The 22,274-nt window shown below is 71.8% G+C and carries 21 protein-coding genes; 3 read left to right on the top strand and 18 right to left on the bottom strand.

Going from position 1 to position 22,274, the window contains the following annotated elements; all coding sequences use genetic code 11:
- The 4 genes from AC3ANM_RS11070 to AC3ANM_RS11055 form a co-directional block, all read right to left on the bottom strand.
- Window positions 1–657, bottom strand: a complete 657-nt coding sequence (locus AC3ANM_RS11070; RefSeq protein WP_488284467.1) for an aminodeoxychorismate/anthranilate synthase component II — start codon at window positions 655–657, stop codon at window positions 1–3.
- Between the two features lie 10 nt (window positions 658–667).
- Window positions 668–871 carry a hypothetical protein gene (locus AC3ANM_RS11065; protein WP_488284466.1) on the bottom strand — a complete coding sequence of 68 codons (204 nt, stop codon included), beginning with the start codon at window positions 869–871 and terminating at the stop codon, window positions 668–670.
- 1 nt (window position 872) lies between these two features.
- Complete coding sequence (locus AC3ANM_RS11060) at window positions 873–1,562, bottom strand: class E sortase (RefSeq protein WP_488284465.1); 690 nt, start codon at window positions 1,560–1,562, stop codon at window positions 873–875.
- A 104-nt stretch (window positions 1,563–1,666) separates the two neighbouring features.
- Window positions 1,667–2,419 (bottom strand): DUF881 domain-containing protein, encoded by a 753-nt coding sequence (locus AC3ANM_RS11055; RefSeq protein ID WP_488284464.1) that lies wholly within the window; start codon window positions 2,417–2,419, stop codon window positions 1,667–1,669.
- Between the two features lie 94 nt (window positions 2,420–2,513).
- Between AC3ANM_RS11055 and AC3ANM_RS11050 the strand changes: the two genes are divergently transcribed.
- A complete protein-coding gene (locus tag AC3ANM_RS11050) occupies window positions 2,514–2,762 on the top strand; it encodes a cell division protein CrgA (RefSeq protein ID WP_488284463.1) in 249 nt (82 codons plus the stop codon).
- 239 nt (window positions 2,763–3,001) lie between these two features.
- On the opposite strand, the gene AC3ANM_RS11045 is transcribed toward AC3ANM_RS11050, so the two are convergent.
- Together AC3ANM_RS11045 and AC3ANM_RS11040 are read right to left on the bottom strand one after the other, a co-directional pair.
- Window positions 3,002–3,865 (bottom strand): rhomboid family intramembrane serine protease, encoded by an 864-nt coding sequence (locus tag AC3ANM_RS11045; RefSeq protein WP_488284462.1) that lies wholly within the window; start codon window positions 3,863–3,865, stop codon window positions 3,002–3,004.
- A gap of 32 nt (window positions 3,866–3,897) precedes the next feature.
- Window positions 3,898–4,419, bottom strand: a complete 522-nt coding sequence (locus AC3ANM_RS11040; protein ID WP_488284461.1) for a peptidylprolyl isomerase — start codon at window positions 4,417–4,419, stop codon at window positions 3,898–3,900.
- Between the two features lie 104 nt (window positions 4,420–4,523).
- Between AC3ANM_RS11040 and AC3ANM_RS11035 the strand changes: the two genes are divergently transcribed.
- The gene (locus AC3ANM_RS11035) at window positions 4,524–5,249 is read left to right on the top strand and encodes a hypothetical protein (RefSeq protein WP_488284460.1); all 726 of its coding nucleotides are present in this window, start codon (window positions 4,524–4,526) and stop codon (window positions 5,247–5,249) included.
- Window positions 5,250–5,411: 162 nt separating this feature from the next.
- Entirely contained in the window at window positions 5,412–5,795 is a 384-nt protein-coding gene (locus AC3ANM_RS11030; protein ID WP_488284459.1) for a hypothetical protein, read from the top strand.
- Between the two features lie 67 nt (window positions 5,796–5,862).
- Here AC3ANM_RS11030 and bar read toward each other — a convergent pair whose 3' ends face one another.
- The 12 genes from bar to AC3ANM_RS10970 form a co-directional block, all read right to left on the bottom strand.
- On the bottom strand, window positions 5,863–6,996 hold the full coding sequence (bar, locus tag AC3ANM_RS11025; RefSeq protein WP_488284458.1) for a barbiturase: 1,134 nt from the start codon (window positions 6,994–6,996) through the stop codon (window positions 5,863–5,865).
- A gap of 5 nt (window positions 6,997–7,001) precedes the next feature.
- A complete protein-coding gene (locus AC3ANM_RS11020) occupies window positions 7,002–8,006 on the bottom strand; it encodes a carbamate kinase (RefSeq protein ID WP_488284457.1) in 1,005 nt (334 codons plus the stop codon).
- Between the two features lie 145 nt (window positions 8,007–8,151).
- Window positions 8,152–9,642 (bottom strand): carboxyl transferase domain-containing protein, encoded by a 1,491-nt coding sequence (locus AC3ANM_RS11015; protein ID WP_488284456.1) that lies wholly within the window; start codon window positions 9,640–9,642, stop codon window positions 8,152–8,154.
- Entirely contained in the window at window positions 9,639–10,853 is a 1,215-nt protein-coding gene (locus tag AC3ANM_RS11010) for a CaiB/BaiF CoA transferase family protein (RefSeq protein WP_488284455.1), read from the bottom strand. The genes AC3ANM_RS11015 and AC3ANM_RS11010 overlap by 4 nt, the downstream gene beginning before the upstream one ends.
- A gap of 62 nt (window positions 10,854–10,915) precedes the next feature.
- Window positions 10,916–12,808 carry a hydantoinase B/oxoprolinase family protein gene (locus tag AC3ANM_RS11005; protein WP_488284454.1) on the bottom strand — a complete coding sequence of 631 codons (1,893 nt, stop codon included), beginning with the start codon at window positions 12,806–12,808 and terminating at the stop codon, window positions 10,916–10,918.
- A complete protein-coding gene (locus AC3ANM_RS11000) occupies window positions 12,805–14,913 on the bottom strand; it encodes a hydantoinase/oxoprolinase family protein (protein WP_488284453.1) in 2,109 nt (702 codons plus the stop codon). The genes AC3ANM_RS11005 and AC3ANM_RS11000 overlap by 4 nt, the downstream gene beginning before the upstream one ends.
- 282 nt (window positions 14,914–15,195) lie before the next feature.
- A complete protein-coding gene (locus tag AC3ANM_RS10995; protein WP_488284452.1) occupies window positions 15,196–16,101 on the bottom strand; it encodes a carbon-nitrogen hydrolase family protein in 906 nt (301 codons plus the stop codon).
- A 1-nt stretch (window position 16,102) separates the two neighbouring features.
- Window positions 16,103–16,762, bottom strand: a complete 660-nt coding sequence (locus tag AC3ANM_RS10990) for an SRPBCC family protein (protein WP_488284451.1) — start codon at window positions 16,760–16,762, stop codon at window positions 16,103–16,105.
- Window positions 16,763–16,789: 27 nt separating this feature from the next.
- The gene (gene cutA, locus AC3ANM_RS10985; RefSeq protein WP_488284450.1) at window positions 16,790–19,231 is read right to left on the bottom strand and encodes an aerobic carbon-monoxide dehydrogenase large subunit; all 2,442 of its coding nucleotides are present in this window, start codon (window positions 19,229–19,231) and stop codon (window positions 16,790–16,792) included.
- Window positions 19,228–19,743 (bottom strand): (2Fe-2S)-binding protein, encoded by a 516-nt coding sequence (locus AC3ANM_RS10980; protein ID WP_488284449.1) that lies wholly within the window; start codon window positions 19,741–19,743, stop codon window positions 19,228–19,230. Before AC3ANM_RS10980 ends, cutA begins: the two co-directional genes overlap by 4 nt.
- Before the next feature lie 4 nt (window positions 19,744–19,747).
- Entirely contained in the window at window positions 19,748–20,614 is an 867-nt protein-coding gene (locus tag AC3ANM_RS10975) for an FAD binding domain-containing protein (protein WP_488284448.1), read from the bottom strand.
- Window positions 20,615–20,774: 160 nt separating this feature from the next.
- The gene (locus AC3ANM_RS10970) at window positions 20,775–22,241 is read right to left on the bottom strand and encodes a uracil-xanthine permease family protein (protein WP_488284447.1); all 1,467 of its coding nucleotides are present in this window, start codon (window positions 22,239–22,241) and stop codon (window positions 20,775–20,777) included.
- Between the last annotated feature and the right edge of the window lie 33 nt (window positions 22,242–22,274).

The raw sequence follows: 22,274 nt of genomic DNA, 5'->3' as shown, positions 1-22,274 counted from the left end.
TCAGCCGGCGACGAGCCGTGCGACCGCGGCGGCGTCGTGGACCAGCGGGCTGAGGCCGGCCGAGCGCTCGACGGCGTCGGGCAGGCCGCAGGTCACCAGCCAGTTGGCCAGCAGCCGGTGCCCACCCTGCGTCAGCACGCTCTCGGGGTGGAACTGCACGCCGTGCAGCGGCAGCGTGGCGTGGCGGACGGCCATGATGACCCCCGAGGCGGTGCGGGCGTTGGCCAGCAGCACGTCGGGCAGCGTCGGGGGCTCGATGGTGAGCGAGTGGTAGCGGGTGGCCGTGAACGGCGACGGGAGCCCCGCCAGGACCCCGGTGCCGTCGTGCTCGACCGCCGAGGTCTTGCCGTGCAGCAGCTCCGGCGCCCGCCCGACCGTGGCGCCGAAGACGACCCCGAGCGCCTGGTGGCCCAGGCAGACCCCGAGCATCGGCTGCTCGCGCCCTGCGCAGGCCTCGATCATCGCCATCGACACCCCCGCCTCCTCTGGCGTGCCCGGCCCGGGCGAGACGAGGACGCCGTCGAACTCCGCGGCGGCCCCGGGGCTGATCGCGTCGTTGCGCACGACCTCGCAGTCGGCGCCGAGCTGGCTGAGGTAGCCGACGATGGTGAAGACGAAGCTGTCGTAGTTGTCCACGACGAGGATGCGGGGGGTCATGCGGGGTGCCTCACGGTGCAGGGGTGGTCTCGGGGGTCTGGGGCGCGGCCGGCGCGGTCGTGGTGACCGTGTTGTCGTTGAACGGCAGGTGGTCGGCCACGAGCGGGAACAGCCACATGAAGCACACGGCGACGAAGCCGAGCGCCAGCAGCACCGCCTGCAGCAGCTTCATCGGCCACGGGCCCATCAGGGCGCGCCACAGCGGTCCGTACATCTCAGGCCGCCTTTCCGGGGACGGCGAGCAACGAGGGCGGTATGCCGTCCGCGCGGGGGATCGTGCGCAGCAGCCTGGCGAAGACCACGTAGCGCTGCGCTGCGCTGAACTTGGGGTGGCACGCGGTCATCGTCAGCATCGCCTCCGTCGGCTTCGTGCCCGGGTGCTGCGGCACCGGCGCGACCACCTCGACGTGGTCGGGGGTGACGATGACGTGGCGCTGCACGGAGTAGACGACGTAGGCGCTGCGGGTCTCGACGATGATCACGTCGCCGGCACGCAGGGTGTTGATGTCGGTGAACGGCTTGCCGTAGGTCGTCCGGTGACCGGCAACGGCGAAGTTGCCGACCTGGCCGGGCATCGCGGTGCCCGCGTAGTGCCCGATGCCCTGGGTGAGGACGTCGTGGTTGGTGCCCTCGAGGATCGGCCGGGCGTAGGAGGACCCGAAGCGCGGGATGCGCATGATCGCGAAGGCCTTGCCGAACGGGACCGCCTTGGGCGTGACGTTGGCGTCGCCCACTCCCGGGCTGTGGCCGAAGTCGCGCTCCAGGGTCTGGATCGTCTGGGCCTGCGCGCGGTCGGCGGTGACGTCGGTCCACCACAGCTGCCAGCCGACGAAGAGCAGCACCACGAGACCGAGGGTGATCAGCAGCTCGCCGAGGACGCCGACGACCCGGCTGGCCCGGCTCATCGTCGGGGCAGGGCGGCTGGTTCGACCGGACCGACCGGATCTACCGGATCTACCGGATCTACCGGGGTCACGGTCGCGGGCGCGGCGCTCGGCACGGGTCAGCGTCATCGGGGCACGCTCGCGTGGGTCAGGGACGTGGACCCGGTGTAGGCCGGGAACGTCGCGACGGGGCTGGTGCGGACGTCGTAGCCGAGCCCGAGCACGTCGACGTACTGCCGGTAGATGCGCATCGTCGGGTTGGTGTCCAGGGACTGCTGCATCCCCTGCACGTCGCCGATCGCGCGGATGACGTACGGCGGGGAGTAGACCCGGCCCTGCAGGATCAGGGTGTTGCCGACGCATCGCACCGCGCTGGTGGAGATGACCCGCTGGTCCTGAAGCATCATCGCCTCGGCGCCGCCGGCCCACAGGGCGTTGACGACCCCCTGCACGTCCTGCTGGTGCACGACGATGTCGTCGGCGGTGAAGCCCTGCGGCAGCGAGGCGGCGCTGCGCTTGGCGTCGTTGAGGGTGACGGTGATCGCCGGGCCGCGCACGGCCGACGTGCCGGCCATGGGGGAGAGGGTCTGGGCCTGCTGCTGCAGCCGGGTGATCGCGCTGTTGCCGGGAGCGGACTGCTGGGTCAGCTGCTCCACCTGGGAGCGCAGGGACTGCACGGCCTCCTGCCGGGCCTGGTTGGCCCGGGCCTGGACCCTGATGACGTCGGCGAGGTCGGTGCGGCCGCTGGTGCGCAGGTCCGTGCCCCGGGCCGTCTGGGCGCTGGTCGCGAAGAGCAGGCCGGCGGCGACGCCGACGACGGGCACCAGGAAGGACCACCGGGTCGGCCGGCGGGTCAGCCAGGGTGACAGCCTCGCCACGGGCTCCTCCCTTCGCCGGTGCCGTCATGCGCGCGTGTGCTCGTCTACGCTATTGCACAAATCTTCCCGAACCTGCAACAGCAAGGAGTGCCCGGTGCCGGAGTCCAAGGGTCGTGCCAAGGCGACCTACACCCCGCCCCAGCGCAAGGCCGCAGCACCGGTCGGCAACCCGGCCTGGTTCGCGCCCGTCATGGTCGCCCTGTTCGTGGTCGGCCTGCTGTGGATCGTCACCTTCTACGTGACCCAGGGTGGCTACCCGGTGCCCAAGATCGGCTACTGGAACCTCCTCGTGGGCATCGGCCTGATCCTCGGCGGTTTCGGCATGACGATGCGCTGGCGCTGACGCGTCCATCCACAGCGGCCAGCGCGCCGCTGTCCACAGGGCCGGCCCCCTTACCCACAGGGGTCCGGCCCTGCCGTCTGTGCAGGTCAGAGCCGATTCCCGCGAGTTGTCCCCACGGTTTTCCACAGGGTCCTCGGGATGACGGTCCCCACGTTTCCCCCAGGTTGTCCACGGGGGGCCGCCCGGTTGTCCACAGACCTTTCCCCACCTTGGGGAAAATGACATCGGTGTAAGCCTGGTCAGGCCGGCAGGAACTGCGGGGCGACGCCGGCGTACTTCACGACCGCGGCCGCCACGAGCAGCACCAGCACCCCGGCCAGCAGCGGCACCTGCCAGCGGCGGCGGGGCTGCCCGGACGTGGCCACGAGCATCAGCGAGCAGGCCAGGCCGGTGACGAAGCCGCCGAGATGGGCCTGCCAGGCGATGCCCGGGGTGAAGCCGATCGCGGCGTTGATCACGAGGATCACCCAGATCCCGCCGGTGGGGCGGCCGAGGTGGCGGTTGAGCACCAGCAGCGCCCCGAACAGCCCGAAGACGGCCCCGGAGGCGCCGACGCTGGGGACGAGCCAGCCGGCGTTCGGGGCGATCGCCGGGGTCGCGAGCAGCAGGGAGCCGACCGAGCCGCCGATCGCGCTCACGAGGTAGAGCGCGCCGAAGCGGAGGCGGCCGAGCAGCGGCTCGAGGTAGCTGCCGACCACCCACAGGGCGTACATGTTGAAGCCGATGTGGAAGATCGGCCCGTGTAGGAAGGCCGCGGAGAGGAAGCGGTAGGGCTCGACCTCCCCGTAGGCCGGGACGAACGCGAAGCGCCCGGTCAACGACGGGTCGACCTGCTGGAGCAGCCAGGCGGCGACGCAGATGCCGATGATCGTCAGGGTCACCACGGGGCGACCGTCGGTGACCCGGCCGCCCATCTGCGTGCGCGGCATACGGGTCGTGCGGGCGCCCTCGCGCACGCAGTCGACGCACTGGATGCCGACTGCGGCCGGCCGCTGGCACTCGGGGCAGGCGGGCCGGCCGCAGCGCTGGCAGCTGACGTAGGACACCCGGTCGGGATGCCGCGGGCAGACCGGCGCCTGCTGGTATGCCGCGGGCTCGGGCATGGGGGTGTCCTCAGCCACCGTGTGGTCGCCTCTCAGGCGTCCTGGACGGTGACGCGCTCGATGACGACCGGCTCGACCGGCTTGTCCATCGCGCCCGTCGGCACGGCGGCGATCGTGTCGACGACCTCGCGGCTCGGGCCGTCGGCGACCTCGCCGAAGATCGTGTGCTTGCCCTGCAGCCACGTCGTGGGCGCGACGGTGATGAAGAACTGCGAGCCGTTGGTGCCCTTGCCCATGCGCTTGCCGGCGTTGGCCATGGCGAGCTTGTAGGGGGCGGTGAAGTCGACAGCGGGGCTGATCTCGTCGTCGAAGTTGTAGCCCGGGCCACCGGTGCCGGTGCCGGTCGGGCAGCCACCCTGGATCATGAAGCCGGGGATGATCCGGTGGAACGTCAGCCCGTCGTAGAACGGCGTCGGGTTCGTGCGGCCCGCGTCGTCGTTGTAGTCCTTCTCGCCCTTGGCCAGGCCGACGAAGTTCTGGACCGTCTTGGGGGCGTGGTCCGGGTAGAGGGTGACGTTGATGTCGCCGTGGTTGGTGTGCAGCGTGACGTTCATGGCGTCATCCTCGCACGCGATCTGGCGGACCCGGTGGGCGTCTGCGGTGACGACAAGGCAGGATGGGTAACGGTTGGACCTGGTCACCGTTTCGAGGAGGACTCGTGTTCCGGACGAAGAGCAAGACCGAGCAGGCCAAGGACAAGGTCGCCCAGGCCCAGGAGCTGTCGGCGTCGACCGCGGAGCAGATCCGCGAGCGGCTGGTTCCCGCCGTGGAGCATGCCGCGGAGGTGGCACGCGACTGGGGCAAGCCGCGCGTGGACGCCGCCCGCGACTGGGCCAAGCCGCGCGTCGAGCACGGCATCGAGGTCGCGGCCCCCAAGCTGGAGAAGAGCGTGCAGGAGCTCGCACCGCGGGTGGACAGCGCCCGCGACAAGATCGTCGACGAGCTGCTGCCGCGCATCGCCGAGGCGATCTCGGCCGCGGCGGCGGCGAGCCTGGCCGCCCGTGACGAGGCGGTCTCCCGGGGCGGCGACGCAGCCCTGGTCCTCAAGGGTGAGGCCGTGGCCAAGCCGAAGCGCCGGGGCCGCAAGCTCCTGCTGCTGATCGGCCTCGGCGGCGCGGCGGCCGCCGGGTTCGCGGCGTTCAAGCGCTCGGCACCCAAGGACGACCCGTGGGCCACGCCGCTGCAGGAGCCCTACATCGCCCCGGCCGCGGGCCGTTCCTCCAGCGTGACGGAGACGGACGAGGTCAGCGCCCCGGCGCCCTCGCCGACCGCCCCGAAGGACGCGACCGCCCCCGAGGCCACGACGAAGGACTCGGCTGAGGACGCGGCCGAGGAGAACGCCGACACCGCCAAGACGGTGCGCGGCTCCAGCGCCGGCGACTGAAGCCGCGCCGCAACACCCCAGCGCCTTCGGCGCACCACGTCAGGGGCAGGACCGCACGGTCCTGCCCCTGACGTGTCCCGATGGGGGCGCAAACGGCGAATCGCCCTGATCCACAGGCTTTTCGCCTTCCGCCCGAGGACGTGGACCCCCGATCATGGACGCGTGCTGCGCATGCGCTGGGTCGTGGACGTGGAGCGGCTCGCCGCCATCGACCTGTGGGGCAGGCACGGCCGACCACTGCGGCGCCGGTTGATCACCACCGAGTTCGTGGCCGGCATTATCCTGCCGATGGTCCTCGGCACCCTGTGCCTGACCGCCCGCGCCGGGTTCACCCGCGTCACCGGCGCCTGGCTGATCGGGGTCGCGCTCAACTACGTGCCGCTTGCCTTCCACGCCCTGCGCCTGTCGCGGCCCGGGGCGCTCGAGGCCGAGCTGGCCGGCGTGGACGTGACGACCGAGCTCCATCGCTACAACCGGGTGCAGTTCCTCATCGTCATCCCCGCGGTCATCCTCGTCATGGCCGTCCTGCGACCGCGCCGGCCCTGAGACGCCGGTATGCCGTGTCCCTCGCCTTCAGGTGAGGGACACGGCATACCGGGGAAATCGTGTCGGCTCAGCCGTTCCAGGTGTAACCGGTCGGCTCGTCGCCCATGTCGACGATCGCGGCGACGGGGCCACCGCCCTCGGGGCCCTGGTGGGCGGCGGAGACGGAGACGAAGACCGCCGGGTCGCCGGTCACGGCCGCTGTGACGCCGCCGACGCAGGACTTGATCTGGCGGTGCCAGTGCACGTCGGAGTCGTCGAGCATGGCGTTGCGGCGGCCGTGGACGGTGCCGTCCTGGCTGGCCTCGCACTTGAGGAAGACGTTGACCAGGCGGCCGTCGAGGTCGCTGGTGTGCGGGCGCTCGGGCAGGTCGAGGCCGGCGTCCTTGATCGCGGCCCAGATGCCGTCGGCGTCGAGGGCGTCGTTCATGACCGAGTGGCCGATGCGGTAGCGGCCGCCGACGCCACGGGCGTTGCCGACCACGACGATCTGCGCCTGGTCGAGCTCGACGCCGGAGGAGCAGGAGGCGACCGAGGAGTAGAGGTCGCGGTTGTGCATGACGTCCTCGTCCGAGGGCATCTCGATCTCGCCGAGGGCGACGGCGATGCCGAGGCCGGTGGTGCCGTTGGACAGGTCCATCGACTCGTGGGTGTGCTCGGTCCAGACCTGCTTGCCGCGGGCCTTGGCGTCGCGGATGGTGTGGATCGTCAGCAGCGGGGTCTTGGTCTGCACGTAGTGCACGTCAGCGACGTCGGTGATGCCGGCGCGCTCCATGGCGACCTTCACGCCGTCGGCGACCTTCTTGATCATGCCGGTGTAGCCGATCTCCTCGGGCAGGATCGGCTCGCTCATGGCGAAGCCCACGGTGAGGCGCGGCTCGTCGGTCTGCACGGCCTTGGCCGGGTCGACGGTGGCGAAGATCGTGGCGTGGGGGCTGATCACGCCGTCGGTGCCGCCGGACCACACGATCGGGACCTGCTTGACCTGCTCGGCCGGGGCGCCCTTCTCGACGAGCACCTCGCGGAACGCGCGGTCGGCGATGATCCGGGTGTAGTCGTTGACCCCGCCGTTGCCCTCGGTCTTGCCGATGATGGCGACGACGCGGTCAGCCTCCATCACGCCGTCGTCGATGAGCTTGGCCAGCTCGGAGGCGTCGGCCACGCTGTGGATCGGGACCTTGCGGACCTCAATGGCATCAGGCACGGGTGTCACCCTTCGTGTTCGGTGGAGTTCGGCACAGTGGAGTGCTCTGCGGAGTTCTGGTGCTGCTGGGGGGAGGGGCGGCCCTCGATGACCGTCCCGAAGCCGCCGGTCACGGCCTTCTCGATGTGCTCCAGGGCGGTGATGACCGCCCGCGGCCCGCCGGCCTCGACGAAGCGCAGGGCCGCCTCGACCTTGGGGCCCATCGAGCCGCTGGCGAAGTGCCCCTCGGCCGCGATGGCCCGCATCTGCGCCAGGCTGACCGTGCCGATCGCCTCGGCCTGCGGGGTGCCCCAGGCCTTGATGGCGTGGTCGACGTCGGTGGCGATGACCAGCACGTCGGCCCCGACGGAGCGGGCGAGCAGCGCGGCCGTGAGGTCCTTGTCGATGACGGCCTCCACGCCGCGGACCCGGCCGTCCTCCTCGCGCACGACGGGGATGCCGCCCCCGCCGGCGGCGACGACGACGTAGCCGGCGTCGAGCAGCGTCAGCAGGGCCGGGGTCTCGAGCACCTCGCGCGGCTCGGGCGAGGCGACGATGCGCCGCCACCCCTTCTCGCCCCGGTCCTCCCACAGCTGGCCGTGGTCGATCAGCGGCTTGGCCTGCTCGTAGGGCAGGAAACGGCCCACCGGCTTGGTCGGGTGGGTGAAGCCGGGGTCGTCCTCGTCGACCCGGGTGCGGGTCACGATCGCGGCGACCGGGCGCGGCAGGCCGCGCCGCGCGAGGCTGTCCTCGAGGGTGTTCATCACGGTGAAGCCGATGGTCGCCTGCGTCTGGGCGCCGCACCAGTCCAGCGGGACCGGCGGGACGACGGTGGCGGCGAGCTCGTTCTTGACCAGGAGGTTGCCGACCTGCGGCCCGTTGCCGTGGGTGATGACCACCTCGTGGCCGGCGGCGATGAGGTCGGCGACGCACTCCATGGCGGCGGCGATCGCGGCGCGCTGGGCCTCCGGGGTCGCGCTGCCGTCAGGCCCCGTCATGGCGTTGCCGCCGAGGGCGAGGAGGACCCGCACGGACGTACCTGCTTTCGCTGGGGCCCGGCCGCGGGAGCGGACCGGTTGCCGGTGAGCCTACGGACCGACCGGCCGCCTTGACGTTGGCAGACCCTGCCCAATGACCGCGCGCCTCTTGGCACTTGTATGCCGCGTGGCCGGCTCCTCAGCCGAGGCGGCGGTAGCGGGCCAGGCGGGCGGCGAGCCGTTCGGCGGGGTCGGCACGCAGCAGCTCGGCGAGCTCGTGCTGGAGCACCTGGGTGACCCGGGCGCAGAAGTCGGCCGGCTCGTCGGCCGCGTCGGGGTGCTCGGCGACGATCCGGTCGACGATTCCCTCACCCAGCAGGTCCAGCGAGCGCACGCCCTGGGAGGCCGCCAGGTCGGGGGCATGGTCGGTGTCGCGGTAGAGGATCGCCGAGGCGCCTTCGGGCGGCAGCGGGGACAGCCAGGAGTGCTGGGCGCAGATGACCCGGTCGGCCGGCATCAGCGCGAGCGCGCCGCCGCCGGTGCCCTGGCCGAGCAGCAGGCAGACCGTCGGGGCGTCGAGCATGACCAGCTCGGACAGGCACCGGGCGATCTCGCCGGCCAGCCCGCCCTCCTCGGCCTCCCGGGACAGGGCTGCGCCGGCGGTGTCGATGACGCTGACCAGCGGCAGCTTCAGCTCCCGGGCCAGGCGCATGCCGCGGCGGGCCTCGCGCAGGCCGGCCGGGCCGAGGGGGTGCTCGAAGGTCTGGTGCCTGCGGTCCTGGCCGAGCACCACGCAGGGGGCGCCGCCGAAGCGGGCCAGCGCGATGAGCAGTCCAGGGTCCTGCTCGCCCTGGCCCGTGCCGTGCAGCGGGACGACGTCGGTGGCGCCGAGCTTGAGCAGGGCACGCACGCCGGGCCGCTCGGGACGCCTCGACTTCACGATGGACTCCCACGCGGGCAGGTCCGGCAGGTCCTCCCGGGGCAGCTCGGGGACCACCGGCAGGTCCTCACGCGGGGCCATGAGGACGTTGAGGGCGCGGGAGGCCACGTCGGCCAGCGCCTCCACCGGCAGCACCGCGTCGATCAGCCCCTGCTCGAAGAGGTTCTCCGAGGTCTGGACGCCCTCAGGGAACGGGGAGCCGTAGAGCGCCTCGTAGACCCTCGGGCCGAGGAAGCCGACCAGCGCCCCGGGCTCGGCCACGGTGACGTGCCCGAGCGAGCCCCACGAGGCGAAGACCCCGCCGGTCGTGGGGTGGCGCAGGTAGACGATGTAGGGGAGCCCGGCCTCCTTGTGCGTGGCGATGGCCGCGGAGATCTTGACCATCCCGACGAAGGCGCTGGTGCCCTCCTGCATCCGGGTGCCCCCGGACGTGGGGGCGGCGAAGAGCGGCAGCCCCTCGCGCGTGGCCCGCTCGACGGCGAGGACGAGGCGCTCGGCGGCGGCCCGGCCGATCGAGCCGGCGAGGAACCGGAACTCACCCAGCACGACGGCGACCTTGCGCCCGCGCAGCCGGGCCGAGCCGGTGACGAGGGCCTCGTCGGTGCCCGCCTTCTCCGCTGCGGCGGCGAGCTCCGCGGCATACGCACTGCCCGGCTCGGCGACCGGCACGGGCGTGCTGTCCCAGCTCTCGAAGCTGCCCTCGTCGAGGACGGCCTCGATGAGCTCGCGGGCGCCGAGGCGGCGCGTCACTGCGCCGCGTCCCGGGCGTCCCGGGCGTCCCGGCCATCCTGGGCGTCCAGCTCGTCGAGCCAGGCCCGCACGCTCTCGTTGTGCTGGCCCAGGGATGGTGGGGCGAGGTGCTCGGCCCGCCCCCCGGCATACAGGTTGTCGTCGAACCGCAGCGGCGGCCCGGGCAGCGCGACGCTGCCGAGCACCGGGTGGTCGACGTCGATGACCAGACCCTGCGAGCGGGTCTGGTCCCACTCGTAGACGCGGTCCAGGGTGCGCACCTCACCAGCCGGTATGCCGGCCGCGGCCAGCGCGGGCAGCAGCTCCTCCAGCGTCCGGTCGGCGAAAGCGGCGTTGATGGCGTCGACGACGGCGTCGCGGTGGCCGACCCGCTCGCGGTTCGTGGCCATGCCCTCGGCGTCGGGGTCGAGCCCGAAGGCCGCGCAGAGCTTGCGCCACAGGCCCTCGCTGCCGACCGCGATCTGCAGCATCCCGTCGGCGCAGGAGAACAGGCCGTAGGGGCAGATGCTCGGGTGGTGGTTGCCCTGGGCGCGCGGCACCTCGCCGGCGACCGTGTAGCGGGTGCCCTGGAAGGCGTGCACGCCGACGATGGCCGCGAGCAGGCTGGTGCGCACGACCCGGCCCCGGCCGGTGGTGTTGCGCTCGTGCAGGGCTGCGACGACGCCGTAGGCGCCGTACATCCCGGCCAGCAGGTCACCGATCGGCACGCCGACCCGCGTGGGGTGGTCCGGGTCGGGGCCGGTCAGCGACATCAGCCCGGCCTCGCCCTGGGCGATCTGGTCGTAGCCGGCCCGGCCACCCTCGGGACCGTCGTGGCCGAAGCCGCTGATCGAGAGGATGACCAGACGCGGGTTGAGCTCGTGCAGCCGCTCCACGCTGAAGCCGAGCCGGTCGAGCACGCCGGGCCGGAAGTTCTCCAGCAGGACGTCGGCGTGCGTGACCAGCCGGGTCAGCGTCGCCACCCCGTCCTCGCTCTTGAGGTCGAGGGTGATCGACTCCTTGTTGCGGTTGCAGGACAGGAAGTACGTCGAGATCGGGTCGTCCTCGGGCCCGACGAACGGCGGACCCCAGCCGCGGGTGTCGTCCCCGCCGCCGGGCGTCTCGACCTTGATGACGCGGGCACCGAGGTCGCCCAGCATCATCCCGGCGTGCGGACCCGCCAGGGCCCGGGTGAGGTCGATGACGGTGGTGCCGTCCAGCGGTCCGGTCACGATGGTGTGCCTCCTGTGGGGTCTGCTGCGGCCTGAGCCTGCTCTGGCCCGGGTCCGGGCGGTCAGAGCCAGTCGACGTCGGCGGCGTGGGCGCCGGCCGCCAGCGTGGCGTAGCCCGGTCCGCGGTCGAAGAACGGCTCCTCGCCACGGGCCGCGACCCGCTCGGCACGCAGGGCGTCGGACGCCGCGGTGTCGATGACCGGCTCGTCCTTGGTGCCGGTCGCGACCACGCCGTAGTCGGCGCGAGCGCCGTCGAAGGAGACCTTGCCCCATCGCAGGTCGCGCTGCACCTCGTCGTACGGCCGGGTGAGCGGGTCACCCCAGCCACCGCCACCGGTGGTGCGGATGCGGATGACCTCCCCGGCCTTGACCGGCTCGTGGTCGGCCAGGGCGTCGACCTCGCGCTCGTTCGGGCCGCCGGCGTCGATGGTGACCTGGAAGGGACGTCCGGCCTTGCCGCCCTTGACGCCCCAGCAGGCCAGGATCGAGCGGTCGGCGATGGACATGAAGTTGGCGTCCTTGAGCATCCGGATGTGCTTCTCGTAGCCCAGGCCACCGCGGTAGCGGCCGGCTCCGCCGGAGTCCACGGCAAGGCCGAGGCGCTCGACGAGGAACGGGAAGCGGCTCTCGGTGAACTCGGTAGGCAGGTTGCGGCTGTCCGGGACGACGTGGATGGTGTCCTCGCCGTCGGCGTAGTAGCGCCCGCCGGAGCCGCCGCCGAGGACCTCGCGCATGAGGTAGTCGTTGCCGTCCCGGTCGTGGCCGTAGACGCCGGTGTAGCGGATCGTCTCCTGGTCGGCCGGCATCTTGCCGTCGACCGCCTTGGCGAGGACGCCGGCCAGCACGCCGAGCAGGCGCAGGATGACGAAGGTCCGGGCGTTGGTCGGCGCCGGGAAGATCGGCGTGAGAAGGGTGCCCTTCTCCGGGAACTTCATCTCGATGAGCGGCACGACGCCCTCGTTGACGTCGAGCTCGGCCATGCGCTCGGGGGTGTCGGCGAGGTTGCGCAGGATCGGCGCCAGCCACTTCTTGAGGAAGTTGCCGTCGGCGTAGTCGCCGCAGTGGTTGATCGGGCCCTTGGCCTGCGGTGCGGTGCCGGTGAAGTCGATGACGATCTTGGGGCCGTTGCCCGGGCCGCCGGTGCTGCTCTTGGTCAGCGTGATCCGCTGGGTGTGCAGCTTCGGGTCGTCGACGCCGTCGTGCTCGGCGTAGTCCTCCCAGACGTACTCGCCGTCGGGGATCTTGGACAGGATCTCGCGGCGGTAGGTCTCGGTGGTCTTGTCCAGGATCGCGTCGAAGGCCGCCTCGACGGTCTCGCGGCCGTAGCGGTTGAACAGGTCCGACAGGCGCGCGGCCCCCATGAGGCAGGCGCTGCACTCGGCGTCGAGGTCGGCGGCGAGGGACTCCGGCATACGGCTGTTGCGCGTCATGATCTTCAGCGCGGCCTCGTTGGGGACGCCCGCGTCCCACAGCCGGATCGGGGGCACCATCAGCCCCTCCTCGTAGACGCTGGTGGCGCCCGAGGGCATCGAGCCGGGGCACGCGCCGCCGATGTCGTCGTGGTGGCCGAAGGCCTGGACGAACGCGACGACCTCGCCCTCGTGGAAGACGGGGACGGTGACGCACAGGTCGGGCAGGTGGCCGATGCCGCCCTCGGACTCGTAGACGTCGTTGTGGAAGAAGACGTCACCCTCGCGCATGGTCTCGAGGGGGTAGTCGCGGGCGACCGGGTGGACCAGGGCGCTGTAGGAGCGGCCGGTCAGCTTGCGCAGCCGGCGGTCGTGGATGCCGGCGCGGAAGTCGTGCGCGTCGCGGATCATGGGGGAGCGGGAGGTGCGCGCGATGGCGGTCTCGACCTCCATCTCGACGCTGGCGAGGGTGCCCTCGACGATCTCCAGGACGATCGGGTCGACGTTCAGCGTCGCGCCCGCGGGGGTGTCGGTCTGGGCGGTCACTTCGCGCTCTCCTTGGTGATCACGAGGTTGCCGTACGCGTCGACGCGGACGGTGAAGCCGGGGTGGACGGGGACGGTCGAGCCGAACTCCTCGACGATGACCGGGCCGGCGATCTCGTCGCCGCTGCGCAGGTCGGGCCGCCAGTAGATGCCGGCGTCGACGTAGCCGTCGGCCGGGTCGAAGCAGACCGGGCGGGTGCCGGTGCGGGCGCGCTCGACGCCGTCCGTGGCGGCCTCGATCTCCGCCAGCTCGGGCCGGGTGATCGGGCCGATGCCGGTGACCCGCAGGTTGACCCACTCGACCTGCTGGCGGGCGTCGTCGCGGAAGTCGTAGCCGTAGAGGCCCTTGTGCGCGTCGTGGAACGCGGTCGCCACGGTGTCGGCGAAGTCCGCGTCGACGGCGCCCTCGGGGGCGCCCACCCGCACCTCGAAGGCCTGCCCGAAGTAGCGCAGGTCGACGGTGCGGACGTAGCGGTGGTCGGCGCGGTCGAAGCCCTCGGCGTCGAGCGCGGCCGCGGCCCGCCCGGTGAGCTCGTCGAAGGTCTTCTCCACGCCGGCCAGGTCGAGGCCGGTGTGCTTGGCCACGGCGGTCTGGACGTAGTCGTTCTTGACGTCGACCGTGAGCAGGCCGAAGGCCGAGACGTTGCCCGGGTTCTGCGGGACGACCACGCCGGCGAGGTCGAGGATGTCGACGAGGCGGCAGGCCAGCAGCGAGCCGGAGCCGCCGAACGTCGCGAGCATGAAGTCGCGGACGTCCAGGCCGCGCTTGACCGAGATCTGGCGCAAGGCGTTGGCCTGGTTCCACGCCGAGATCTCCAGGATGCCGGCGGCGCACTCGTCGGGGGTGAGCCCGAGGCGGGCCGCCAGGGCCTCGATGCCGGCCTTGGCGGCGGCGGCATCCAGCGGGATCTCCCCGCCGAGCAGGTGGGCCGGGATCCGGCCGAGCATGACGTGGGCGTCGGTGATCGTCGGCTCGGTGCCGCCCTTGGCGTAGCAGAGCGGGCCGGGGTCGGCGCCCGCCGACTTCGGGCCGACCTTGAGCGTGCCCTCGGGGGAGATCCACGCGATCGAGCCGCCGCCGGCGCCGACGGTGACGACGTCGATCATCGGGATCTTGGACGGGTAGGCCCCGACCGTGCCCTCGGTGGTCAGCGTCGGTTCGCCGCCGAGGACCACGGACACGTCGGTCGAGGTGCCGCCGCCGTCGCAGGTGAGGACCTTGTCGAAGCCGGCCTTGCCCGAGATGAGCGCGGCGCCGAGGGCACCGGCGGCGGGGCCGGACAGCACCGTCGTGATCGGCTGGTGCACGACCTCGTCGGCGGAGAGCACGCCGCCGTTGGACTTCATGATGTAGAAGGGGATCGACTCGCGGTCGGCCGAGGCCGCGCCGGTGAAGTCGTCCAGCCGGGTCTTGATGTTGGAGACGTAGCGGGACACCTTCGGCTTCACCGCGGCGTCGACCAGCGTGGTCATCGAGCGCTCGTACTCGCGGTACTCCCGCAGCACGTCGCTGGAGATCGAGATGACCGCCTCGGGGTGCTCGCGCTGCAGGATCTCCCGCATCCGCAGCTCGTGCTCGGGGTTGGCGTAGGCGTGCAGGAAGCAGACGCCGATCGTCGTGATGCCCTGGTCGCGGAACCAGCGGGCGGCGGCGACGGCGCCGTCCTCGTCGAACGGGCGGACCTCGTTGCCCTCGAAGTCGAAGCGGCCGCCGACCGTCCTGACCATGTCGGCGGGCACGATGCGCGGCGGCTTCACCCAGAAGTAGGAGTTGCCGTAGCCGTCCGGCACCGCCTGGCGGGCGATCTCGAGGATGAACTCGTAGCCCTCGGAGGTGATGAAGCCGAGCTGCTCGACCTTGCCCTCGAGCAGCTGGTTCGTCGCGACCGTGGTGCCGTGGCAGACCGCGGTGACGTCGGCGCCGGTGGCGCCCAGCGTCTCGAGGACCTTGTGCACGCCGTTGATGAAGCCGTCGGCCGGGTTGGCCGGGGTCGAGGGCGTCTTGGTCGTGATCAGCTCGCCGGAGTCCTCGTCGAAGGCGACGACGTCGGTGAACGTGCCACCGGTGTCGATGCCGATGCGGATGCGACGTGGGGTCTGCGTCATGGCGGTCCTCGGGCGGGAGAGGCGGGAGTCGGGCGGCGCCGCGCGAGGCGGCGGTGCCCCCGATTCAACTCGCGGTGCCCGCGCGAAGCGCTGGCAGAACCTGCCAAGACCCTTGGCAGATCTTCATGCACACCTCGGGTATGCCGTGTCCTCACCTGACCAGGGACCTCGCCCTCCCGGGCATGACTCCATCCGGACGCACCAAACGGCCCGAATCGACGCCTCAGGGAGGCTGATTCGGGCCGTTTGGTGCGTTCGGTCGAGGACGAGGGTTGCGGCTGCTCAGACCTGGAGGTGGGGGAAGCTCGAGGCGGCGGGGCGCTCGAGGTCCTCGCGGTAGTTGCGGATCAGGTCCAGGTTGCGGTCGGCGAGGTGGTCGAAGCCCTGGCCGACGCTGGAGCCGGGCGTGAGCGATGCCAGTGCCTCGTCCGGGTCGAGCCGGGCCGTCACCCACGACTCGTGCGTGGCGGCCTTGGCGGCGATGTGCGCGATCGGCGTGACGATGTGGGAGTTGCCGAAGTAGAGCACCCCGGCCGGGTCGGTCCCGGTGGCGTTGGCGCCGATCACGTAGACGTGGTTGTCGTAGGCCCGGGCGCGGCTGGTCAGCTCCCACACGTCGGCGCTGCGCAGCAGGGCGGAGGGGCGGCAGATGACCTCGGCGCCCTGCACCGCCTGGATGCGGGTGAGCTCGGGGTAGTCCCCGTCGAAGCAGATGATCATGCCGATCCGGCCGAGCTCGGTGTCGACGACGGTGACCGTGTCGCCCGGGGTGACCCAGCCGCCGCGGGAGCGGATCTCGGTGCAGAACGGGTGCGTCTTGCGGTAGACGCCGAGCAGGGCGCCGTCGGGGCCGATCAGCGCGCTGGAGTTGTAGACGACCCCGCGCTCCTCGCCGCGCTCGTAGGTGCCCACGCAGACGTGGACGCCGAGCCGCGCCGCCGCGGCCTGGATCGGCTCGATGACCGGCCCTGGCAGCTCGGTGACGAGGTCCCACAGCTCCTCGGGCGTGCAGTCCGGGGTGAAGCCCGTGGTCGCCGACTCGGGCAGCACGACCAGCTCGGCGCCGGTCGCCTCGACGCAGCGGGTCAGCCAGTCGACGCACTTCTCGACGTTGGCCTTGACCGCGTCCGGGCTCAGCGGCCCGGGCACGGGGGCGATCTGGACGGCGGCAGCGGTGAACGCGCGCATGTCAGTGCCTCCCGGCGACGATGCCGACGGCCACGCCGGCGAGGGCGATCAGGGCACCGACCACGGTGCCCACGACGAAGTCCTTGTTGGTCACACCGGCGCGGGCCGGTGCCGGCGCGGCATACACGGCCCCACCGGGGACGGCAGGAGCGGTGACGACCGCACCCTCCGGAACACCGGCGGCAACCCCGGCCGGGACGGGGACGGCGACCGCCACGCGCACGCCGGCGATGTCGTCGTCGACGGCGGTGAAGAACTGGCCGGCCATCTTCTTGGCGACCCCGGTCAGCATCCGCTGGCCGACGCCGCCGATCACGCCGCCGACGACGGCGTCGGCGTCGTAGCTGAGCGCGGTGCCGCCGGTGGCCGACTCCACCAGCTCGACCTTCACGTCGGCGCTGACCGTGCCGGGGGCGCCGGCGCCGGAGGCCTTGAGCACGAACGACCCCGGCGGGTTCTGCTGGGTCAGGGCGACGTCACCCTCGTAGGTGCCCTTGATCGAGGCCACGCCCGCGGTGATCGTCATCTTGTAGGCGTCGGGGCCGACCTCGCGCAGCTCCTGGCAGCCCGGCAGAGTGCGGGCGAGGACGGCGGGGTCGTTGAACGCGGCCCACACCTGGTCGACGGGGGCGTTCAGCGTGGCGGATCCGGAGATCTTCATCGTCGGGGTTCCTTGCTCTCAGGGCACTCAGGCGGTCGGGCTGGTCGGGGTGGTCACTGCGCCGCGGGAGCCGCGGCGCAGGCCGGGCAGCTCGCCGGCCGCGTGGCGGTGGCGCAGGTCCCACAGCTCGGTGGGGGAGATGGGCATCGAGGTGATCGGGAAGCCCTCGGCGTCCTCGATCGCGCTGGCGATGACGGCGGTGACGGGGATGCACCCGGCCTCGCCGGCGCCCTTGATCCCCAACGGGTTCAGCGGGCTCGGCGTCTCCAGGTGGTCGGTCTCGATGAAGGGCACCTCGGAGGCGTAGGGCATGAGGAAGTCCATGAACGAGGCGTTGAGCAGCTGCCCGGCCTCGTCGTAGGCCATCCGCTCGTAGAGCGCGCCGCCGACACCCTGCGCGACGCCGCCGTGGACCTGGCCCTCGACGATCATCGGGTTGATCATCCGGCCGCAGTCGTGGATGACGCAGTAGCGCAGGATCGTGATCTCCGCGGTCTCCGGGTCGGTCTCGACGATCGCGGCGTGCATGCCGTTGGCGAACGTCGCCCGGGGCGGGGAGTAGAAGTCCTTGCCCTCCAGGCCCGGCTCGTCGTCGTCGGCCACCGGCGGCTTGTCCATGTCGGGCGTCCCGGCGAACTGCGTTGCCGCCTTGGCGGACTCGTCGAAGGCGTAGCGCAGCGGGTTGGACAGCACGGCGATGGTCGACAGCGCGATGTGCGCCTCGGGGTCGCCCTTGACGCGCACGACGCCGTCGACGATCTCGAGGTCACCGGGGTCGGCCTCCAAGGCCTCCCCGGCGATCCGCAGCGCCTTCTCCCGCACGTTGCGCGCCGCGAGGGCGATCGCGTTGCCGCTCATCACCGCCGCCCGGGAGGCGAAGGTGCCCACGGCGTACTGGAACCGGCGCGTGTCACCGGTGGTGACGTGCACGTCCTCCAGCCGCACGCCGAGCTCCTCGGCGACGATCTGGGCGAACACCGTCTGGTGGCCCTGGCCCTGGCTGGTCAGCCCGGTGGAGACGTTGACCCGGCCGGTCGTCTCGATCTGGATGTGGCCGCCCTCGTAGGGCCCGACGCCGGTGCCCTCGACGTAGCAGCCGATCCCGAGGCCGACGCGGCGCCCGGCCGCCTCGGCCTCCGCCTTGTATGCCGCGAAGTCGTCCCAGCCCACGAGCGCCTTGAGCTTGTCCAGGCTGGCGGGGAAGTCGCCGGAGTCGTACATCAGCGGCCGGCCGTCCTGGAAGAGCAGCCCGTGGTCGTAGGGCATCTCCTCGGGCTGGATGAAGTTGGCGCTGCGCACGTCGGCGCGGTCCTTGCCGAGGTAGTCGGCGATGGCGTCCATGGTGCGTTCCATCGCGTAGACGCCCTGCGGGCGGCCGGCGCCGCGGTAGGGCGTGACGATCACCGTGTTGGTGAACAGCGACCAGAACTCGCACCTGTAGGCGCCCGGCTTGTACGGCCCGAGCAGCTGGGTCGAGGTGATGATCGGGACGATGATCCCGTAGGGCGTGTAGGCGCCGTTGTCGTGCCAGAGCTGCACGCTCAGGCCCAGGACGCGGCCCTCGTCGTCGAAGCCGACCTCGACCTCCTGGAGCTGGCCACGCTCGTGCGCCGAGGAGATGAAGTGCTCGCGGCGGTCCTCGACCCACTTGATGTCGGCGTCGAGGCGCCGGGCCGCCCACGGCACCAGGACCTCCTCGGGCCAGGGGTGCATGATCTTGACCCCGAAGCCACCACCCACGTCGGGGGCGATGCACTCGACCTTGGCCAGCGGCATACCGAGCTTGGCCGCGACCGCGGCCCGCACGCCCGTGGACGTCTGGGTCGAGGAGTAGATGCGCAGGCTCTCCTCGTCGCTGTCCCAGCGGGCGTAGACGCCCTTGCCCTCCATGGGCATGCAGGCGCTGCGCTCGATCTCCAGGCTGAGGGTGAGCCGGTGCGGGGCGGCCTCGATGGCCGCGGCAGCGTCGCCGACCTCCTGCACCATGTGCGCCGCGACGTTGCCGGGCGCCTCCTCGTGCACGAGCGCCTCGCCGGAGCGGGCGTGCTCGATCCCGACGACGACCGGCAGCTGCTCGTAGTCGACGCGGATCCGCTCGCAGGCGTCCTCGGCGACGTAGCGGTCCGTCGCGACGACCATCGCCACCGGCTCGCCGACGTGGTTGACCAGCTCCGGGGCCAGGGCGTAGCCGGTCATCGGGTTGGTCAGCGTGGGGTGCGGGATGAGCAGCGGCAGGCGCTCGGAGGTCTTCCCGTCGAGGTCCTCGTAGGTGTAGATCGCGACGACGCCCTCGACCTCGATCGCCTCGGAGACGTCGATGTCGGTGATCCGCGCGTGGGCGTAGGGGCTGCGCACGAACGCCGCGGCGAGCGCGTCGTGGCCGAGGTCGTCGAGGTAGCGGCCGTTGCCGGTGACCAGGCGCGGGTCCTCCGTGCGGTGGACCGGCGCGCCGAACATCTTCGTGGTCATGCGCCCGCCTGCCGCTCGTGGGTGATCTCGGCCGCGCGCAGCACCGACTTCACGATGTTCTGGTAGCCCGTGCAGCGGCAGAGGTTGCCCGAGATGCACTCGCGCGCCTCGGCCTCGGTCGGGTCCGGGTTCTCCTCCAGGTATGCCGTGACGGTCGTCAGGAAGCCCGGCGTGCAGAAGCCGCACTGGAGTCCATGGCACTCGGTGAACGCCTGCTGCACCGGGCTCATCTGCTCCGCGCCCGGCGCGAGGCCCTCGACGGTGGTGATGTCGTGGTCCTGCGCGGTGACGGCGAACATCAGGCAGGAGCGCATCGGCTGGCCGTCGACCAGGACCGTGCAGGCGCCGCAGACCCCGTGCTCGCAGCCGACGTGGGTGCCGGTCAGGCGCAGCTCGTGGCGCAGGAAGTCCGACAGCAGCCGGCGGGCCGGGGCCGTCGCGGTGCGGGGGACGCCGTTGACGCGGAGCGTGATCTCCAGCTGCTGCTCGGCGGGGTGCGTGGTCTCGGTCATCAGGTCAGGCCTTCACTGCGGTGGCGGCGGCCTCGGCGAGGACGCGGGTGGTGAGCACGCCGGTGAGCATGCGGCGGTAGTCGGCGGTGGCGTGGATGTCGCCGTCGGGGTCGACGTGGTCGCGGGCGAGCTCGGCGGCCTTGGCCCAGTCGATGTCGGCGACGTCCTGTCCGGCGAAGGCCTCGGTCAGGTCGAGGACGTCAGGGGTGGGCGTCACCGAGACGAACGAGGCCCGGACCGCACGAACCACCCCGTCGGTGACGGTGACCGCCGCGGCGACCCCGGCAAGGGCGTAGTCGCCGTGGCGCCGGGCGCTCTCTGCGAAGGCCGTTCCGGTGCCGGCCGGGAAGCAGGGGAAGGTGACCCCCGTGGCCATCTCGCCCTCGGCGAGCGAGGACTCCAGCGGGCCGAGGAAGAAGTCCGCGGCCGCGATGGTGCGGGTGCCCGCGGCACTGGCGGCCTCGACATACCCCCGGGTGAGCGCGAGCACGGCCGGCATCTCCCCGGAGGGGTCGGCGTGCGCGATCGAGCCGGTGGTGGTGCCGCGGTTGCGGATCGCGGGGTGGGCGACGTTGCGCAGGGCCTGGCGCAGCAGCGGGTTCGCCGCGAACGCGCCGTCGTGGCGCTCGAGCTGGGCGTGGCGGACCAGCGCACCGATCCGCACCGCGTCACCGGTGACCTCGACCGTGTCCAGGCCGGCGACCCGGTTGATGTCCACGAGGTGGCCGGGGGCGGCGAGGCGCATGTTGAGGATCGGGATGAGGCTCTGGCCGCCGGCAAGCACCTTGCCGTCATGCCCGACCTCGGCCAGGACCGCGACCGCTTCCGCCACGCTGCGGGGCGCGTGGTGGACGAAGGGGGAGGGCTTCACCGTGACGATCCTGCCTTGGCGTGAGGGGTGTGGATATGGGACGGGGTCACCGCCGCGGGCGAGTGATGTTGGCAACTTCTGCCGTCAATCCTGCCCCCGAACGGCACGTGGGCCACCCCGATCCCGAAGATCGGCGTGGCCCACGTGGGGTGGGGCTGGGTCAGGCCTTGGGGTGGTGCTCCGCGGGGACGTCCTCGTCCCGGTAGAGCGGCGCGGACTCCTCGCCGCCGGGCTCGTTCTCCACGGCGACGGTGCCCACCGCGATGACCGCTCCGTCCGCGCGGGCGCGCAGGTCTGGCGTGGCCAGAGCCCGGGCCAGGTGGTAGGCGCCGATGGTGACGATCGTGCCGAGCGCGATGCCCGAGAGCGTGAAGTTCTTCGTGAAGACCAGGCTCGTGTTGCCGATCGCGATGATGATGCCGGCGGCGACGGGGACCAGGTTGAGCGGGTTCCCGAAGTCGACGTTGTTCTCCTTCCAGATCTTCGCGCCGAGCAGGCCGATCATCCCGTAGAGCACGACGGTGATGCCGCCGAGCACGCCACCGGGGGTGGCCGAGACGAGCGCGCCGAACTTGGGCGAGAAGCCGAACAGGATCGCGACGGCCGCGGCGACGAAGTAGGCCGCCGTGGAGTACACGCGGGTGGCCGCCATGACGCCGATGTTCTCGGCGTACGTCGTGGTCGGGGAGCCACCGATGGAGGTCGCGATGACCGTGCCGACGCCGTCGGCGGCGATCGCGCGGCCCATCATCGGGTCGAGGTCGGCCCCGGTCATCTCGGCGACGGCCTTGACGTGGCCGGTGTTCTCGGCGATCAGCGCGATGACGGCGGGGAGCACCAGCAGGATGAAGGTGATGTTGAAGCTCGGCAGGTGGTAGCCGACGACGTTGGTGGCCACGTCGGTCTTGGGCGGGAACCCGACCCAGGGCGCACTGGCCACGTTGGTCCAGTCGACGCGCCAGTGCGTGTCGACCTTGCCGGCGGCGGCGTTGTAGGAGGTGATCTGGCCGAAGCCGCGGTCGAAGAGCCACGACAGGACGTAGCCGAGGATCAGGCCGAGGAAGATCGAGATGCGGCCGATGAAGCCTCGCAGGCCCACGCTCATCGCGATGACCGCCACCATGACGATGAGGGCGATCCACTGGTCCTGCGGCCAGTAGATGTTGGCCACGACCGGGGCGAGGTTGAACCCGATCAGCATGACCACGGCGCCGGTGACGACCGGGGGCAGCACCTTGTGCACCACGGCAGAGCCCAGGTAGTGGATCGCCACGCCGACCAGGGCCAGGACGACACCGGCCACGAGGATGGCGCCGGTGACGCTGGGGGCGATGACCGCCGCGTTGGCCTTGGGGTTGCTGGCCTTGATCTGCAGGCCGATGGCCACGACCCCGCCGACGAAGGAGGCGCTGGTGCCGAGGTAGCTGGGCACCTTGCCCTTGACGATCAGCAGGAAGCAGATCGTCGCGATGCCGCTCATCAGGATCGCGAGCTGAGGGTTCAGCCCCATGATCAGCGGGAAGACGAACGTGGCGCCGAACATCGCGACCACGTGCTGAGCTCCGAGCCCTACGGTCTTCCCCCACGAGAGCCGCTCATCGGGCGCCACGACGTCGGTCGGACCCATGATCCGTCCGTCACCGTGCAGTTTCCAACCCAA

This window comes from Oryzihumus sp. JJN4-3R (assembly GCF_057747915.1).
Note: the sequence above shows the minus strand (reverse complement) of the source record. Positions and strands in the feature narration are given on the sequence as shown.

Excerpts from the sequence above, each read along its gene's own strand:
- AC3ANM_RS11070 (WP_488284467.1), bottom strand. The coding sequence starts at position 657 with ATGACCCCCCGCATCCTCGTCGTGGACAACTACGACAGCTTCGTCTTC.
- AC3ANM_RS11065 (WP_488284466.1), bottom strand. The coding sequence starts at position 871 with ATGTACGGACCGCTGTGGCGCGCCCTGATGGGCCCGTGGCCGATGAAG.
- AC3ANM_RS11060 (WP_488284465.1), bottom strand. The coding sequence starts at position 1,562 with ATGAGCCGGGCCAGCCGGGTCGTCGGCGTCCTCGGCGAGCTGCTGATC.
- AC3ANM_RS11045 (WP_488284462.1), bottom strand. The coding sequence starts at position 3,865 with ATGCCCGAGCCCGCGGCATACCAGCAGGCGCCGGTCTGCCCGCGGCAT.
- AC3ANM_RS11040 (WP_488284461.1), bottom strand. The coding sequence starts at position 4,419 with ATGAACGTCACGCTGCACACCAACCACGGCGACATCAACGTCACCCTC.
- AC3ANM_RS11000 (WP_488284453.1), bottom strand. The coding sequence starts at position 14,913 with ATGACGCAGACCCCACGTCGCATCCGCATCGGCATCGACACCGGTGGC.
- AC3ANM_RS10995 (WP_488284452.1), bottom strand. The coding sequence starts at position 16,101 with ATGCGCGCGTTCACCGCTGCCGCCGTCCAGATCGCCCCCGTGCCCGGG.
- AC3ANM_RS10990 (WP_488284451.1), bottom strand. The coding sequence starts at position 16,762 with ATGAAGATCTCCGGATCCGCCACGCTGAACGCCCCCGTCGACCAGGTG.
- cutA (WP_488284450.1), bottom strand. The coding sequence starts at position 19,231 with ATGACCACGAAGATGTTCGGCGCGCCGGTCCACCGCACGGAGGACCCG.
- AC3ANM_RS10980 (WP_488284449.1), bottom strand. The coding sequence starts at position 19,743 with ATGACCGAGACCACGCACCCCGCCGAGCAGCAGCTGGAGATCACGCTC.
- AC3ANM_RS10970 (WP_488284447.1), bottom strand. The coding sequence starts at position 22,241 with ATGGGTCCGACCGACGTCGTGGCGCCCGATGAGCGGCTCTCGTGGGGG.